The organism is Microbacterium sp. oral taxon 186 str. F0373 (assembly GCF_000411455.1).
Lineage (GTDB): Bacteria > Actinomycetota > Actinomycetes > Actinomycetales > Microbacteriaceae > Microbacterium.
On sequence record NZ_KE150458.1, the window covers coordinates 35696 to 50551 of the forward strand.

The 14856-nt window shown below is 69.2% G+C and carries 16 protein-coding genes; 8 read left to right on the forward strand and 8 right to left on the reverse strand.

Annotated elements, in window-relative coordinates; all coding sequences use genetic code 11:
• Positions 1-58: 58 nt before the first annotated feature.
• Positions 59-1354: a citrate synthase gene (locus tag HMPREF1529_RS10010; RefSeq protein ID WP_005053689.1), complete on the forward strand. Its 1296-nt coding sequence runs from the start codon at positions 59-61 to the stop codon at positions 1352-1354.
• A 62-nt stretch (positions 1355-1416) separates the two neighbouring features.
• A complete protein-coding gene (gene ddaH, locus HMPREF1529_RS10015) occupies positions 1417-2178 on the forward strand; it encodes a dimethylargininase (protein ID WP_016464722.1) in 762 nt (253 codons plus the stop codon).
• Positions 2179-2292: 114 nt separating this feature from the next.
• On the opposite strand, the gene ppk2 is transcribed toward ddaH, so the two are convergent.
• Positions 2293-3078 carry a polyphosphate kinase 2 gene (ppk2, locus tag HMPREF1529_RS10020; RefSeq protein ID WP_005053685.1) on the reverse strand — a complete coding sequence of 262 codons (786 nt, stop codon included), beginning with the start codon at positions 3076-3078 and terminating at the stop codon, positions 2293-2295.
• Positions 3079-3124: 46 nt separating this feature from the next.
• The gene (gene dapD, locus HMPREF1529_RS10025; protein ID WP_016464723.1) at positions 3125-4078 is read right to left on the reverse strand and encodes a 2,3,4,5-tetrahydropyridine-2,6-dicarboxylate N-succinyltransferase; all 954 of its coding nucleotides are present in this window, start codon (positions 4076-4078) and stop codon (positions 3125-3127) included.
• Between the two features lie 44 nt (positions 4079-4122).
• Between dapD and dapE the strand changes: the two genes are divergently transcribed.
• From dapE to HMPREF1529_RS15655, 3 genes are all read left to right on the forward strand, one after another.
• Positions 4123-5199 carry a succinyl-diaminopimelate desuccinylase gene (gene dapE, locus HMPREF1529_RS10030; RefSeq protein ID WP_005053680.1) on the forward strand — a complete coding sequence of 359 codons (1077 nt, stop codon included), beginning with the start codon at positions 4123-4125 and terminating at the stop codon, positions 5197-5199.
• On the forward strand, positions 5181-6425 hold the full coding sequence (locus tag HMPREF1529_RS10035; RefSeq protein WP_016464724.1) for a hypothetical protein: 1245 nt from the start codon (positions 5181-5183) through the stop codon (positions 6423-6425). The genes dapE and HMPREF1529_RS10035 overlap by 19 nt, the downstream gene beginning before the upstream one ends.
• 88 nt (positions 6426-6513) lie before the next feature.
• Positions 6514-6687, forward strand: a complete 174-nt coding sequence (locus HMPREF1529_RS15655) for a DUF3117 domain-containing protein (protein ID WP_005053677.1) — start codon at positions 6514-6516, stop codon at positions 6685-6687.
• Positions 6688-6772: 85 nt separating this feature from the next.
• On the opposite strand, the gene HMPREF1529_RS10040 is transcribed toward HMPREF1529_RS15655, so the two are convergent.
• Positions 6773-7414: an O-methyltransferase gene (locus tag HMPREF1529_RS10040; protein ID WP_016464725.1), complete on the reverse strand. Its 642-nt coding sequence runs from the start codon at positions 7412-7414 to the stop codon at positions 6773-6775.
• Between the two features lie 74 nt (positions 7415-7488).
• On the opposite strand from HMPREF1529_RS10040, the gene HMPREF1529_RS10045 reads away from it, so the two are divergent.
• Complete coding sequence (locus tag HMPREF1529_RS10045; RefSeq protein WP_016464726.1) at positions 7489-7866, forward strand: hypothetical protein; 378 nt, start codon at positions 7489-7491, stop codon at positions 7864-7866.
• 10 nt (positions 7867-7876) lie between these two features.
• Here the strand turns inward: HMPREF1529_RS10045 and HMPREF1529_RS10050 are convergent, their stop codons facing one another.
• From HMPREF1529_RS10050 to HMPREF1529_RS10060, 3 genes are read right to left on the reverse strand one after another with little or no spacing between them, the layout of a single operon-like run.
• Entirely contained in the window at positions 7877-9067 is a 1191-nt protein-coding gene (locus HMPREF1529_RS10050) for a P-loop NTPase (protein ID WP_005053669.1), read from the reverse strand.
• Positions 9064-9603 (reverse strand): DUF1003 domain-containing protein, encoded by a 540-nt coding sequence (locus HMPREF1529_RS10055; protein WP_016464727.1) that lies wholly within the window; start codon positions 9601-9603, stop codon positions 9064-9066. The genes HMPREF1529_RS10050 and HMPREF1529_RS10055 overlap by 4 nt, the downstream gene beginning before the upstream one ends.
• Entirely contained in the window at positions 9603-10892 is a 1290-nt protein-coding gene (locus HMPREF1529_RS10060; RefSeq protein ID WP_036283619.1) for a magnesium transporter MgtE N-terminal domain-containing protein, read from the reverse strand. Before HMPREF1529_RS10060 ends, HMPREF1529_RS10055 begins: the two co-directional genes overlap by 1 nt.
• Before the next feature lie 98 nt (positions 10893-10990).
• Here HMPREF1529_RS10060 and HMPREF1529_RS10065 point away from each other — a divergent pair, with 98 nt between their 5' ends.
• Both HMPREF1529_RS10065 and HMPREF1529_RS10070 read left to right on the forward strand, forming a co-directional pair.
• On the forward strand, positions 10991-11662 hold the full coding sequence (locus HMPREF1529_RS10065; protein WP_005053663.1) for a general stress protein: 672 nt from the start codon (positions 10991-10993) through the stop codon (positions 11660-11662).
• On the forward strand, positions 11662-12315 hold the full coding sequence (locus HMPREF1529_RS10070) for an alpha/beta hydrolase family protein (RefSeq protein WP_016464729.1): 654 nt from the start codon (positions 11662-11664) through the stop codon (positions 12313-12315). The genes HMPREF1529_RS10065 and HMPREF1529_RS10070 overlap by 1 nt, the downstream gene beginning before the upstream one ends.
• 6 nt (positions 12316-12321) lie before the next feature.
• Here HMPREF1529_RS10070 and HMPREF1529_RS10075 read toward each other — a convergent pair whose 3' ends face one another.
• Together HMPREF1529_RS10075 and HMPREF1529_RS10080 are read right to left on the reverse strand one after the other, a co-directional pair.
• The gene (locus HMPREF1529_RS10075; RefSeq protein ID WP_016464730.1) at positions 12322-13752 is read right to left on the reverse strand and encodes an aminopeptidase P family protein; all 1431 of its coding nucleotides are present in this window, start codon (positions 13750-13752) and stop codon (positions 12322-12324) included.
• A 55-nt stretch (positions 13753-13807) separates the two neighbouring features.
• Positions 13808-14839, reverse strand: coding sequence for an endonuclease/exonuclease/phosphatase family protein (locus HMPREF1529_RS10080; RefSeq protein WP_016464731.1), 1032 nt, complete (start codon positions 14837-14839; stop codon positions 13808-13810).
• Positions 14840-14856: the final 17 nt, after the last annotated feature.

A 14856-nucleotide genomic window follows, 5' to 3' on the forward strand; every position in this document is an offset into this window, starting at 1 on the left:
GCGTTGGAGCGCGCGCCCAGTAGGCTGTAAAAGACCCCACCCACCGCAAGGAGGCTTCGTGAGCGACGCGGGACACCCCCAGAAGGCCACCGTCACCGTCGGTGACCGCACCGCCGAACTGCCGATTCTCTCCGGCACCGCCGGCGCACCCAGTGTCGACTTCTCGACCTTCACGAAGCAGACCGGCTACACGAGCTTGGACTATGGCTTCGTGAACACGGCGGCCACCAAGTCGGCGATCACGTTCATCGACGGCGACCAGGGCATCCTGCGATATCGCGGCTACCCGATCGAGCAGCTCGCGAAGAACAGCACGTACCTCGAGGTCGCCTGGCTGCTGCTGTACGGCGAGCTTCCGACGGCGGATGAGCTGGGGGAGTGGGACGACAAGATCCGTCACCACACGCTGCTGCACGAGGACCTCAAGCGCTTCTTCTCCTCCCTCCCGCACACCGCCCACCCGATGTCGGTGCTATCGGCGGCGACGGCGGCGCTGTCCACCTACTACGAGGGCCAGTCCGACCCCAACAATCCCGAGCACGTCGAGCTCAACACCATCCGCTTGCTGGCGAAGCTGCCGGTCATCGCGGCGTACGCCCACAAGAAGAGCATCGGTCAGGCGTTCCTCTACCCGGACAACTCACTGAGCTTCGTCGACAACTTCCTGCGGCTGAACTTCGGCAACCTCGCGGAGACGTACCAGGTGAACCCGGTGACCTCCCGGGCGCTCGAGCGTCTGCTGATCCTGCACGAGGACCACGAGCAGAACGCGTCGACCTCGACGGTGCGTTTGGTCGGATCGACCGGCGCCAACCAGTTCTCCTCGATCTCCGCGGGCATCAACGCTCTCTACGGCCCGTTGCACGGTGGCGCGAACGAAGCCGTGCTCGACATGCTCGCGCGCATTCAGGACTCCGGCGAAAGCGTCCAGCGCTTCGTCGAGCGCGTGAAGAACAAGGAGGACGGGGTCAAGCTGATGGGCTTCGGTCACCGCGTCTACAAGAACTACGACCCGCGCGCGAAGCTCGTCAAGGAGTCCGCCGACGAGATCCTCGCCGAGCTGGGCGTTCACGATCCGCTGCTGGATCTCGCCCAGGAGCTGGAGCAGGTCGCCCTCGAGGACGACTACTTCAAGGAGCGTCGCCTCTACCCCAATGTCGACTTCTACACGGGGGTCATCTACAAGGCGATGGGCTTTCCCACGCGCATGTTCACGCCGCTGTTCGCGATTGGTCGCCTGCCCGGCTGGCTGGCCCACTGGCGTGAGATGCAGTACGACCCGCAGACGAAGATCGGGCGTCCCCAGCAGCTCTACGTGGGCGCGGGCGAACGCAACTATCCCGGGGCTGTCTGACCGACGCGGCATCCGCGCGCCACGTGCGAAGCGTGCACCGGGCGATCCGCTAGGGTCGAGCCATGTCGCGTCTGCTCGTTCGTCGTCCGTCTCCGCGCCTCGCCGACGGCGAGGTGACGCATATCGGGCGGACCTCGGTCGACCCCGCGTTGGCGCAGCGCCAATGGGAGGCGTACGTCGACGTCTTCCGCTCGCGCGGATGGGAAGTCATCGAGATCGACCCGGCCGATGAGCAGCCCGACGGGGTGTTCGTCGAGGATGCCGTCGTCGTCTTCGGTGATCTCATCGTCCTCTGCCGCGCCGGCGCCGAGTCGCGGCGCGGCGAGGCCCCCACGGTGCGCGATGCCGTGGCCGCCACCGGACTGGAGACGGCGGAGATCGTCGCGCCCGGCACCCTCGACGGCGGTGACGTCCTGAAGATCGGCTCGACCGTGTACGTCGGTGCATCTTCGCGCACCAACGCCGACGGCATCGCGCAGCTGACCGCGCTGCTGGCGCCGCGGGGATGGCAGATCGTCGCCGTTCCCGTCGAACGGGTCCTCCACCTCAAGAGCGGCGTGACCGCGCTGCCCGACGGGACCGTGGTCGGCTTCGAGCCCCTCGTCGACGACCCGGCCGCCTTCGCGACGTTCGAAGCCGTGCCCGAGGAGCACGGTACGGCTGTCGTCGTCCTCGGCCCCGACGAGGTGCTGATGTCCTCCGATGCTCCCGAGACCGCGGCCCGCTACGAGGCGCGTGGACTGCTGGTCGTTGCGACACCCATCACCGAGTTCGAGAAGCTCGAGGGCTGCGTCACGTGCCTGTCGGTGCGTATCCGCGACTGAGCGGCGCGTCCGGCTCTCGGGCCGTCGCAGTGGCTTCGGATCTGCGCAACAGAATCGGATCGCGCGGGGCGCGGCATCCGATTCTGTCGCCGATCTCCGATTCTGTGCGCGTGATCAGCCGATGAGCGTCGCGGCGTAATCGGGGACGTAGTTCTGCAGCTCGCGCGGAGGGCGTTCGTATCCGCCGGATGCCGGGCGAGCCGGGATCGCGATCGGCGCGCGCTCGACCTCCTCGTAGGGGATCTGCGACAGCAGGTGATGGATCATGTTGATGCGGCCGCGACGCTTGTCCTCGTTGTCGACCTCGAACCACGGCGACTCCGGGATGTCGGTGTGCACGAACATGGTGTCCTTCGCGCGCGAATAGTCCTCCCACTTGGTGATCGACAGGACATCGTTGGGGGAGAGCTTCCAGCGTCTCATCGGGTCGTCGTTGCGGGAGCGGAATCGCTTCTCCTGTTCGACGTCCGAGACGCTGAACCAGTACTTCTTCAGCAGGATGCCGTCTTCCACAAGCATCCGCTCGAAGATCGGCACCTGGTGCAGAAACCGGTGGTACTCCGCGTTCGTGCAGTACCCCATCACGTGCTCGACACCGGCGCGGTTGTACCAGGACCGGTCCATCAGCACGATCTCGCCGGCCGCGGGGAGGTGGGCGATGTAGCGCTGAAAGTACCACTCGCTCTTCTCACGCTCGGTCGGCGTCGGAAGCGCCACGACGCGCGTGACCCGAGGATTGAGGTACTGCGAGACCCGGCTGATCGTCGATCCTTTGCCGGCGGCGTCGCGTCCTTCGAAGATCACCACGATGCGTGCTCCGGTGCTCTGCACCCACGCCTGCATGTCGACCAGCTGCGCCTGCAGTCGTTTCAGTTCGCGTTCATACGTCGCCTTCGGCATCCGGTCGCTCATGACCAGATGCTATCCGTCCCCGCCGCCGGCGTCCTCAGGCGTGCAGAGCCTCGTTCAGCGTCACGCCGACGCCCTCGCGGCGGACGGCCTCGACCGCACCCGTGAGCGAGTTGCGGCGGAAGAGCAGGCTGTTCTGGCCCGACAGCTGAGCGCCCTTGACGATCGGGCGCGATCCATCGTGCAGCGGGGGTTCGTTGGGGAGCACGATCTTGGATCCGGCGGTGACATAGAGTCCGGCCTCGACGATGCAGTCGTCGCCGAGCGAGATGCCGATGCCCGCGTTCGCGCCGAGGAGCGTGCGGGCGCCGATCGATACGCGGTGCGTGCCGCCGCCCGACAGCGTGCCCATGATCGACGCGCCGCCGCCGATGTCCGAGCCGTCGCCGACGACGACGCCCTGGGAGATGCGCCCTTCGACCATCGAGGAGCCCAGCGTGCCGGCGTTGAAGTTCACGAAGCCCTCGTGCATGACCGTCGTGCCGGGGGACAGGTAGGCGCCCAGCCGCACCCGCGAGGCGTCGGCGATGCGCACGCCCGGAGGGGTCACGAAATCGAGCAGGCGGGGAAACTTGTCGAGGCTGTGCACCTGGATGCCGGCGCGCTGCAGTGCCGGGCGGAGGCGTTCGGCGTCGTCGGGGTGCATCGCGCCCGCCGTGGTCCACGCGACGATGGGAAGGTGCGCGAAGATGCCGTCGAGGTTCACGTCGTTGGGGCGGACGACGCGGTGCGACAGCGCGTGCAGACGGAGATAGGCGTCGGGAGTGGACGCCGGTGCGGCGTCGAGGTCGATCGAGACCGTGACGATCTCGACACGCGCCGCGCGACGCGCGTCGGGTCCCGCATACTCGGCCCATGCCGCCGTGGCGGACGCCGTGTCGGCGTCGTCGCCGGTGCCGGTGTGGACCTCCGGGAACCAGGTGTCCAGGATCGTGCCGTTCTCGCTCGTCGTCGCGAGGCCGATGCCCCATACCGTCCGCTGTTCGCTCATGCCCTCCAGGCTATCGAAGCCGAACCCCTCGATAGACTCGCCCCATGCCCGTGCTCGACCTCACCGCCTCCTCCGTCGACCTGACCCGAGCGATCTGCGACATTCCGAGCGTGTCGGGCGACGAGGCGACCCTCGCCGACGCGATCTTCGCTGTGATCTCGCCGCTGGAACACCTCGACGTCTATCGCGACGGCGACACGATCGTCGCGCGCACCCACCTCGGGCGCGCGCAGCGCGTGGCGATCGCGGGCCACATCGACACGGTGCCGATCAACGCGAACCTGCCCACGCGCGACATCGAGATCGACGGCGAGCCCTATCTCTGGGGTCGCGGGACCGTGGACATGAAGGGGGGCACGGCGGTGCAGTTGAAGCTCGCCGCCGAGCTCGTCGATCCCCGGGTCGACATCACCTGGCTCTGGTACGACAACGAGGAGGTCGCCTCGGACCTCAACGGTCTCACGCGTCTGGCGCGCACGCGCCCCGACCTGTTCGCCGCCGACTTCGCGATTCTGGGGGAGCCGTCCAACGGGCAGGTGGAGGGCGGGTGCAACGGCACCCTGCGCGCCGTCGCCCGCACCCGTGGCGTCCGCGCCCACAGTGCGCGCTCGTGGATGGGGGAGAACGCCATCCACGGAGCGGCGCCGATCCTGGCACGCCTGGCCGAGTATCGCCCGCGCGAGATCGACGTCGACGGGCTCGTCTATCGCGAAGGGCTGAACGCCGTGCGCATCTCGGGCGGCGTCGCGGGCAACGTCATCCCCGACCTGTGCGAGGTGGAGGTCAACTTCCGCTTCGCGCCCAGCCGCAGCGTCGCGGACGCCGAGGCTCACGTGCGCCGCGTGCTGGACGGGTTCGATGTCGAGATCGTGGATGCCGCGGCGGGCGCACGCCCGGGACTGGACGCACCGCTCGCACAGGAGTTCCTCGCCGCCGTGGGGGCTGAGGCGCGCCCGAAGTACGGCTGGACGGACGTCGCGCGGTTCTCCGCTCTGGGGGTGCCCGCAGTCAACTACGGACCTGGCGACCCGCTCTTGGCCCACCATGACGAAGAGCGGGTGCCGTTCGCCCAGATCGAGGGCGTCGAGCGGAGCCTGCGGGCATGGCTGAACGGGCGCTGACGGCCGAGGCGGCGCCCCTCGGAGGTGCCGGATCGCTCGGCCGGCTCCTCGCCCTGCGCCCCGCCGTCGCGGTCGCCATCGTCTACACCGCAGCTCGCCTGATCACCACGGCGTTCCTGCTCATCGCGGCCGAACTGTCCGGCCCGACGTCGCGTTTCGGGGCAGACGCCACGATCGGAACCCTGTCGATGGGCTGGGACGCGCAGTGGTATTGGGTCGTCGGCAGTGCGGGCTACCCCGCACACCTTCCCGTCGATGCGACTGGAGCGGTCACGCAGAACGCGTGGGCCTTCATGCCCGTCTATCCGGCGCTCACGCGGGTTCTGTCGGTCGCGTTCGCGGAAAACTACCCCCTCGCCGCCGTTGTCCTCGCCATCGTCGCCGGGTACGGGGCCTGCCTCGTGTTCTTCCACCTCCTCCGTGAGAAGCTCACGGCGGACACGGCGCTGTGGGCGGTCGCGCTGCTCGCGGCATCCGCTCTGGCGGCGCTGTTCCAAATGGGCTATGCGGAGTCGCTGTTCCTGCTGTGGCTGTTCCTGGCCCTGTGGCTTCTCGTGCGGCGCCGGTTCGTGTGGCTGTACCCGTTGATCGTCGCCATGGGGTACACGAGACCCGGCGTGCTCGCATTCGCGCTCCTGCTCGGCGCCTACGGTGTCGTGCGGTGGCTGCGCCGGCGCGACGACCCGCTGCCGACCGTGCAGGTGGTGCACATCGTCGCGCTCGGCGTTCTCGCGGTGGCGGTGGGCTTCTCGTGGCAGGTGATCGCCGGCGCCGTGACGGGCGATCCGGCTGCGTACATGGAAACCGAGCTGTCGTGGCGGCGCGGGTGGATCGGCGAGGGCGGTTTCGTGCCCTTCGACGGGTTCGTTCAGGGAGCTGCGCTCTGGTTCCGCCTCTGGGGGCTCCCCGAGAGCGTCGCGTACGTCGCACTTGCGGCGGCCGTCGTTGCGGTCGCCGCGGTGATCGCCTTCGAGCCGCACGTGCGGCGCCTCGGGCCCGAGATGCGGCTCTGGTCAGCCAGCTACGTGCTGTACCTGCTGGTGGTGTTCTTTCCGCAGTCGAGCATCTTCCGCCTGCTCCTGCCTCTCGCGCCGCTCTACGGAGCCATCGCCGCTCCGCGGCATCCCGTCTGGCGCTGGGGGGTGCTCCTGGTAGGACTCATCGGCCAATGGTGGTGGATCTACCAGATGCTGGCGATCGGGAACTCGTACACCCAGATCCCCTGATCGCGACCCTCCGGCACGCCGCGTGCGGCCGGTGTCTCGGCATACCGATAAACTTGACAGGTAGTCCGACGACGAAAAGGAGCCCGCGATGGCAGCCATGAAGCCGCGAACCGGTGACGGACCGATGGAGGCCGTGAAGGAGGGGCGCCTCATCATCGTCCGTGTCCCCCTCGAGGGCGGCGGACGACTCGTCGTCTCGGTCAATGACGAAGAGGCCAAGGAACTTCACGGCGTGCTCGGCGACGTGGTCGGCGCAGCCTGACGATCTCCCACGGTGAAAAGGGTCGGTCTTCGGACCGACCCTTTTCCGTGTCCGGGGTGCGCCGATGGGCCCTCCCCGCGGAGGATCAGCGCAGTTCGGAGGCGACGGTCGTCAGCTGCAGGAGACCCTCGCCCACGATGGAGAGCGCACCGAGCACCGCCGGCGAGGCCTGGGTCTCCTTGATCAGCGTGCGAAAAGCCGTCGTCACGGGATCGCGCCGCACCGGGTCGGCGATCGCGCCGCCGGCGAGCACCCGAGGAATGAGCACGGTTCCGCCGGCGCGCACGAGGCGCAGGCCGTGTTCGACGTGGTCGATGACGCTCTCCGGATCGGCATCCACGAGGACGATGTCGTAAGACGCCTCGTTCATCCGGGGCAGCACGTCGCTGGCGAGGCCCGTGATGAAACGGGCGCGAGCGGGCAGTACTTTCGCGTCGGCGAATGCCGTGCGCGCCGCAGCCAGGTGCTCGGGCTCCTTGTCGATGGTGGTGAGAGTCGCGCGGGGTGCGCCGTGCAGCAGCCAGAGGCCGGACACCCCCGCACCCGTGCCGATCTCCACGACGTTCAAGGCCGCCGTCGCTGCGGCGATCACCGCGATCTGGGCTCCCACCGCCGGGCTGATCGGGGCCGCGCCGAGTTCGAGCGCATGCGCGCGGGCACGCTCGATCGCCTCGGGTTCGACGGTGACGTCGTCGACATACCTGCGGATCGCGTCCTGATCGGCCATGTGTTGTTCCTCCACTGCCCAGCGTACGGGGCGGTCGGCGTCGTATCCGACAGGCGCACGGGTAACCTGGAGGCATGATCTTCGGCCTCGACTGGGACAAGCTCGTCCTGCTCCTGATCGTGGCCGCCCTCCTGGTCGGACCCGAGCGCCTCCCGCAGTACGCGGAGACCCTGGCGAAGTTCACGGTGCGCGCACGCGAGTGGCTGAGTGGTGCGAAGACGCGCGTGAAGGAGGAGCTCGGCGACGATTTCGACGACGTGGAGTGGCGTCGCCTCGACCCGCGTCAGTACGACCCGCGTCGCATCATCCGCGACGCCCTCCTCGATGACGCGCCGGTTCCCACGGTTCGTGCCGCAGCGGTCGGAACAGCGATCGCCGCCACAGCCACGGCGTCGCCGCTGTCGACGTTCGATCCGGACGGTGTGGTCCCGTTCGACGACGAGGCCACCTAAGCGCGGAGCGTCAGCGCGGCGTGACCGGCAGCGACCTGCCGGCAAGGCCGCGGGGTGTCGCCGCGATCCGCTCGGCCAGCGCGGCGATCGCCCGTGCGGCGGCATCCTCGGGTCGTGAAACGACCACCGGAGCTCCCTCGTCGCCGCCGCGCCGCAGATCGACGCTGAGCGGAACGGAGGCGAGCAGCGGAACGACATGATCTGCCGAGGACAGGGACGCCGCCACCGCGTCACCACCACCGGCCCCGAATAGATCCAGGGTGCTGCCGTCGGGAAGCGTCATCGCCCCCATGTTCTCGACGACGCCGATCACCCGCTGACCGGTCTGCGCCGCCACGAGCCCGCTGCGCACGGCGACGTCGGATGCCGCGGTCTGCGGTGTCGTGACGACGAGCACGTCGGCGTGCGGCAGGAGCTGCCCAACGGAGATCGCCACGTCGCCCGTTCCGGGGGGCATGTCGATGAGGAGCACGTCGAGGTCGCCGAAGAATACATCGGTCAGAAACTGCTGCACCGTGCGGTGCAGCATCGGGCCGCGCCAAGCCACGGCTGCGGAGACGGGCTGGTCTCGCGGGAGGAACATCCCGATCGAGATCGCCTTCACCCCGAACGCGACGGGCGGCAGCATGAGGTCGTCGATGCGGGTGGGTGCGGGTGGGCGGCCCTCGGCATCCACGAGACCGAGCAGTCCAGGGATCGAGAAGCCGTGCACGTCGGCGTCGATCAGCCCGACGGCGAGCCCACGCTGGGCCAGGGCGACGGCGAGGTTCGCGGTGATGCTGGACTTGCCGACACCGCCCTTGCCGCTCGTGACCGCGATGACGCGCGTCAGGGCATCGGGACCGAACGGCATGGTGCGCGCGGCACGGCCTCCGCGCAGCCGAGCGGTCAGCGCCTGGCGCTCCGGCGGCGACATCACCCCGACGACGACCTCGACATCGGAGATGCCCGGCGCGGTGGATGCCGCCGCGCGCACGTCCCGCTCAATGCGGTCGGCGGCGGGACATCCCACGATCGTCAGGGCGATCTCCACACGGGCGCGCGCGCCGCTCACACCGACGCTGCGGATCATGTCGAGTTCGGCGAGCGGACGGCGAAGCTCCGGGTCGATGACCGCGCCGACGGCCCGCCGGACGGCATCCGTCCGCGCATCGCCCTCGGCACCGGTGGCGTCGCCGGCGCCTGCGAGAGCAGACGTCACGGCTGGTCGGCCTTTTCGCCGCGGTGGTCACGGTCCCGGGAGTCCTCCAGTGACTCGAGCAGAGCCTTCAACTCCTGGCGCAGCACGTCGCGGGTGACGACGTGCTCGGAGACGTCCGTCATCGCCATGCGCAGTGCGACGACCTCGCGGGCGAGGTACTCGGTGTCGGCGAGATTGCGCTCTGCGCGCTGACGATCCTGCTCGATCTGCACCCGGTCGCGGTCGTCCTGCCGGTTCTGGGCGAGAAGGATGAGGGGAGCGGCGTAGGACGCCTGCAGCGAGAGGATCAAGGTGAGCAGCGTGAAGTTGTTCTCCGCCGCGTCGAACTGCATCTCGCGCGGCATCGCGGTGTTCCACCAGAGCCATACCGCGACGAACACCGTCATGCCGATGAGGAACCCGGAGGTTCCCATGGCGCGGGCGAAGGATTCGGAGAAGCGCCCGAACCGGTCGCGAGAGGGTTGCGGGCTGCGGCTCAGCATGCCCGCGCGCCCGCGCGGCGCGTCCAGCGAGAACGTGCGGCGCTCCTTCGCCATCAGAGCCTCCTCGGAAGCGTCGCGGTGGTCGCGGGAGTGGTCAGCGCATCATCGTCGCCGTCGTGAGAGCGCCAGTCCTCGGGCAGCAGGTAGTCCAGCACGTCGTCGACGCTGACCGCCCCGACGAGGCGGTGCGCCGCGTCGACGACGGGGAGGGACACGAGGTTGTAGCTCGCGAGCAGGCGTGCCACTTCGGCGGCGGATGCCGTCACGGGCACCGGGTCGAGAGTGTCATCGATGATCGCGCCGAGTCGCTCGTGCGGTGGATATCGCAGCATCCGTTGGAAGTGCACGGTTCCCAGCAGACGCCCCGTCGGAGTCTCATACGGCGGGAGCGTCACGAAGACCGCCGCGGCCAGGGCGGGGTGCAGCTCGTGGCGGCGGATCAGCGCGAGCGCTTCGGCGACGGTCGCGTCGGCCGACAGGACGATCGGCTCGCTCGTCATCAGACCGCCCGCGGTGTCGGGGCCGTACTTGAGGAGAGCACGGACGTCTTCCGCCTCCTCGGGCTCCATCAGCTCGAGGAGCTCTTCACGCTGCTCCTCCGGCAACTGCGCCAGAACGTCGGCGGCGTCGTCGGGCTCCATCTGATCGAGGATGTCGGCGGCGCGCTCATCGCCGAGGGCTTCGAGGATATGCACCTGGTCGTCTTCGGGCATCTCCTCCAGTGCGTCGGCGAGACGGTCGTCGGAGAGCTCCTCCGCGACTTCGAGGAGGCGTTCGTCGGGCAGGTCGAGCAGGGTGTTGGCGAGGTCAGCCGGCTTGAGCTCGGAGAAGGTCGCCACCAGCTGCTCGGCCGACTGCGCCTGCCCGGGTACAGCCTGTTCGCGCACATCGCCCCAGCTCGCGAACGTCGTCGGTCCCTTCGCGAACGGGGAGGCGCTCGTCTTGGGCTTGCGGAGGAAGAGCTGACCGATGTCCCACTCGCCGAGACGGTTGCGCTCGATCGCGACGTCCTCGATCACGGCGTGTCCCGACGCGTCGGTGAAGTACACGCGACGACCGAGAAGCTCGCTCATGACGCGCACCTCGCCGCCGCGCTGCTGGAAGCGTCGAACGTTGATGAGTCCGGTCGTGATGACCTGGCCGGACTGGATCGAGGTGACGCGCCCGATCGACAGGAAGACGTGGCGACGTCCCGGGATCTCGACGACCAGGCCCACCACACGCGGCGGGTCGTCTTTTCGGTAGATGACGACCACGTCACGGACCTTGCCGAGCCGGTCGCCCGCGGGGTCGAAGACGGTGCAGCCCACCAGGCGCGCCACGAAAACCCTCTGCGTACTCACCTGACCAGCGTAGTCCGCGCCCATGGGGAACCGGGGCCACACGCACGATGCGCCGCGGCGGATGCACAGGGTGCGCATGCCAAGATGGTCGGGTGAGCATGTTGGGCGGAATACCCCAGGAACACGGCGAGAAGATCGCCGACTTCGCGACGTACCCGGCGGCGCAGAAGGCGGTGTCTCAGCTCGTGGAGGCGGATATCCCCGCCCGCGACATCGCGATCGTCGGCCATGGCCTGCGCTCCGTGGAGACCGTCACGGGGCGACTCGGGTACGCGGCGGCCGCGCGCTCGGGAGCAGTGAACGGCATCCTTCTGGGTCTGCTCTTCTCTGCCATCTTCGTCTTGGGTACGCCGAACGCGGCGATCCAGCTCTTCATCGGCGTCATGCTGGTGGGTATCGCACTGGGCATGCTGATGAGCATCATCACCTACTCGATCGTCCGCCGCCGGCGCGACTACACGTCGATCACGCAGGTGCTGGCCGACCGCTACGAGGTGACGGTTCTCCCGCGCAGCATCCACCGCGCCCGCGAAGTCGTCGGCAAGACGGTGACGCCTGCCGCCGCGCACCGCCCACCCGCGGCGCCGGTCCCCGCACCCACGCCCGACACGAGCACGCCGCCGCAGTACGGTGAGCGCGTCGATCCGCCGCAGTACGGCGAACGCCTGGCACCGCCCACGACCACTCCGGCCGAACCGGCGACCCCTCCGACGGACGATGCCGCTGTCGGAGACGGCGGCGAACAGGGACCGACGCCGCCGGAGCGGTGATGGAGGTCGCGCTGCCGACAGGCGCCGTCGAGGTCTCGACGTCGCTGGACAAGGCGCTCGACCCGTGGGCCGTGATGGCGCTCGCTCACGGCGCGGGGGCCGGAATGGACCACCCGTTCTTGCTCGGCCTGGCCGCAGCCTGCGCACGCCAGGGCGTGAGCGTGATGCGCTTCGCGTTCCCGTACGCGCAAGCGAGCCGGAAGATGCCGGGCCCCGCCTCGCACGCGATCGCGACCTGGACCGCCGTCGAGGCGGCAGCGCGCCAGGCGGTTGACGGTGTGCCGTTCGTCGCGGCGGGCAAGTCCTACGGCGGACGCATGGCGTCGATGGCTGCCGCCGACGGAGCGATCGCGCCCGCGGCGCTGGTGTACCTCGGCTATCCGCTGCATCCGCCCGGCGCACCGGAGAAGCTCCGCGCCGACCACCTTCCGCAGATCACCGTGGCCCAGCTGTTCGTCGAAGGCACGAACGACCCGTTCATCCAGCCCCGTGCGCAGTACGATCAGGCCCTCAGCGGATGCCGAGACGCCAGCACCGTGTGGATCGACGGCGGCACCCACTCCTTCGAGGTCAAGGGCCGCCGCCGACCCGCCGACCAGATCGGTGCCGAGCTTGCGGACCTGATCGTCCCGTGGCTCCGTCAGCGCTTCTGAACGCCCTCAGCTGGTGACGGTACGCCCCGCGACCCAGGCCTCGACCTCGTCGGCGGTGCGCGGAATGCCCGCAGACAGGTTCACCGGGCCGTCGGCAGTCATGAGGATGTCGTCCTCGATGCGCACGCCGATACCGCGGAACTCTTCCGGAACGGTCAGATCGTCGATCTGGAAGTAGAGCCCCGGCTCGATCGTGAAGACCATTCCCGGCTCCAGAATCCCGTCGTAGTACATCTCGCGGCGCGCCTGGGCGCAATCGTGCACGTCGAGCCCCAGGTGATGACTCGTGCCGTGGACCATGTAGCGGCGGTGCTGACCGCCGTTGTCGGCATCGAGCGCTTCCTCTGCGGTGACCGGCAGCAGGCCCCACGCGGCCACGCGCTCCGCGATGACACGCATGGCCGCTTCGTGAACCGAACGGAACGTCACCCCGGGCCGTGCCGCCGCGAAAGCGGCGTCGGCCGCCTCCCGAACGGTCTCGTAGATCATGCGCTGGACGGGGGAGAAGGTGCCGCTGACCGGAATCGTGCGGGTGATATCGGCGGTGTAGAGGCTGTCGACCTCGGCGCCGGCGTCGATGAGAATGAGGTCGCCAGGAAGGACGGCGCCGTCGTTGCGCGTCCAGTGCAGGTAGCAGGCGTGCGGACCGGATGCCGCGATCGTGTCGTACCCCTCGCCGTTGCCCTCGATACGGGCGCGATGGTGGAAGATGCCCTCCACCGCACGCTCGCCGCGCGGGGTCTGGATGATCCGCGGGAGATCGGCGACGATGTCGTCGAAGCCGCGAGCGGTGACCTCGACGGCGAGGCGCAGCTGGGCGATCTCGTAGTCGTCTTTGACGAGCCGCAGCTCGGAGACGACGCGCGTCAGTTCCGGGTCCTCGTCCAGAACGAGGTCGCTCTCTGCCGCCGCGAAGTCTTCGATCGGGGCGGTGGTCAGTCCCAGCTCGCCGGCGACGCCCGCCAGGGCGGGGCGCGGCCCGATCCAGAACTCGCCGATGGTCGCGTCGCTGTAGAACTCGGCCGTGGTCCGGTCGGCGCGCTCGCGCAGGTAGAGCGTCACGTCGTGGCCGTCGCCGCTCTCACGCGGATCGAAGACGAGGACCGAGTCGGGCACGCTGTCGCTCGCCCAGCCGGTGAGGTGGGCGAACGCCGAGTGCGCGCGGAACGGGTAGTCGGTGTCGTTGGATCGCTGCTTGTATGTTCCTGCCGGCAGCACGAGGCGCTGCCCGGGGAAGGCTGCCGAGACGGCCGCGCGCCGCGCCGCCGTGTACGGGACCTGCGGTCGCGGCGAGGGTGTGAGTTCGGGCCGTTCGGCCCAGCCGGTCGAGATGGCGTCGAGGAAGCCGCGCGGGAACGGCTGCTTGCGGTTGGCGTTCTCAACGGGTGCGCCGGCGGTGTCGGTCGTGGCGATCGTGTCGCTCTCGCTCGTGCTCATGGGACAAGTCTCGCACCTCCTCCCTTCGTCGGAGGGCGGCCGACGGCCCCGGGGCCTACCCTTCGGCCTCGTACTGCACGACGAGCGGACGGTGGTCGCTGCCGCTCCCGTCGAGCGAGCCGAGAACGACCGATCCCGTCGGCGTCCAGTTCGCCGTCGCCATGATGTGATCGATCGGGGTGCCGATCAGCGGCGGCAGCGACGTGGACCACGTGCCCACCGCACCCGATCCGGTGCGGGCCGCGGCATCCGTGCATCGGCCCAGGTCGCCGCCGTCGACGCCCAGACGAGCCATGTTGTCGACAGTGGCATTGAAGTCCCCGGCCATGATCACGTCGTCGCTCGCGCACTGATTCGCGATCCACGTCAGATCGCTGCGCCAATCGTCCATGCGGTCCTGGCGGGGCGCGACCGCGTGGACGGCGACGATCGTGGGGCCGCTTCCGTCCACGGGCATCGCGACGACGCTGGGGACGGCGGAGGTGTTGCTCGCTCCGTCGGAGGTGGACGCCACGACGGCGTAGTCGCCGAGGGCGGGGGAGATGAGCAGGGTCGTGGAGTTCGCGGCCCAGTCCGGGTATCCGGGACGCTCACCGTAGTTCTCGTGATGGGCCCACATCGGCGCACCCATCTCGCGCATGGCGATCGCCACGGCTTCGCCGGTCTCGATCGTCGTCTCGGGCAGAGCGACGACGTCGGCTTTCATCGCCACGGCGGTGCGGGCGATGAGTTCGGCGTCGGTGGCCGCACCGGCGGTGTTCCAGGTCATGACGCGGATGCTCGAGTCCGTCGCCGGCGGAAGGCTGCCGGTTCCCACACCGCGCGCGAGCAGGATGCCGCCGTTCGCGAGTGCTCCGAGCAGGGCGATGACCGCGATCGCGCCCGCGAACGCTCGCAGCGGGCGGGCGAGGGCCAGAAGCAGACCGAGCACGAAGAGAGCCCCGAGCACCAGGACGACGACAGGGCGCAGGGACACGATCTGGGCGAACGGGAATGTCTGCTCGAGGCGGAAGAACTGTGGCCACGTGACGACCGCCGTGGCGATCGCGGCGGCCACCGTCACGAGGATTCCGAGCAGGCGCAGCACGTGTGGGACTCTACGGC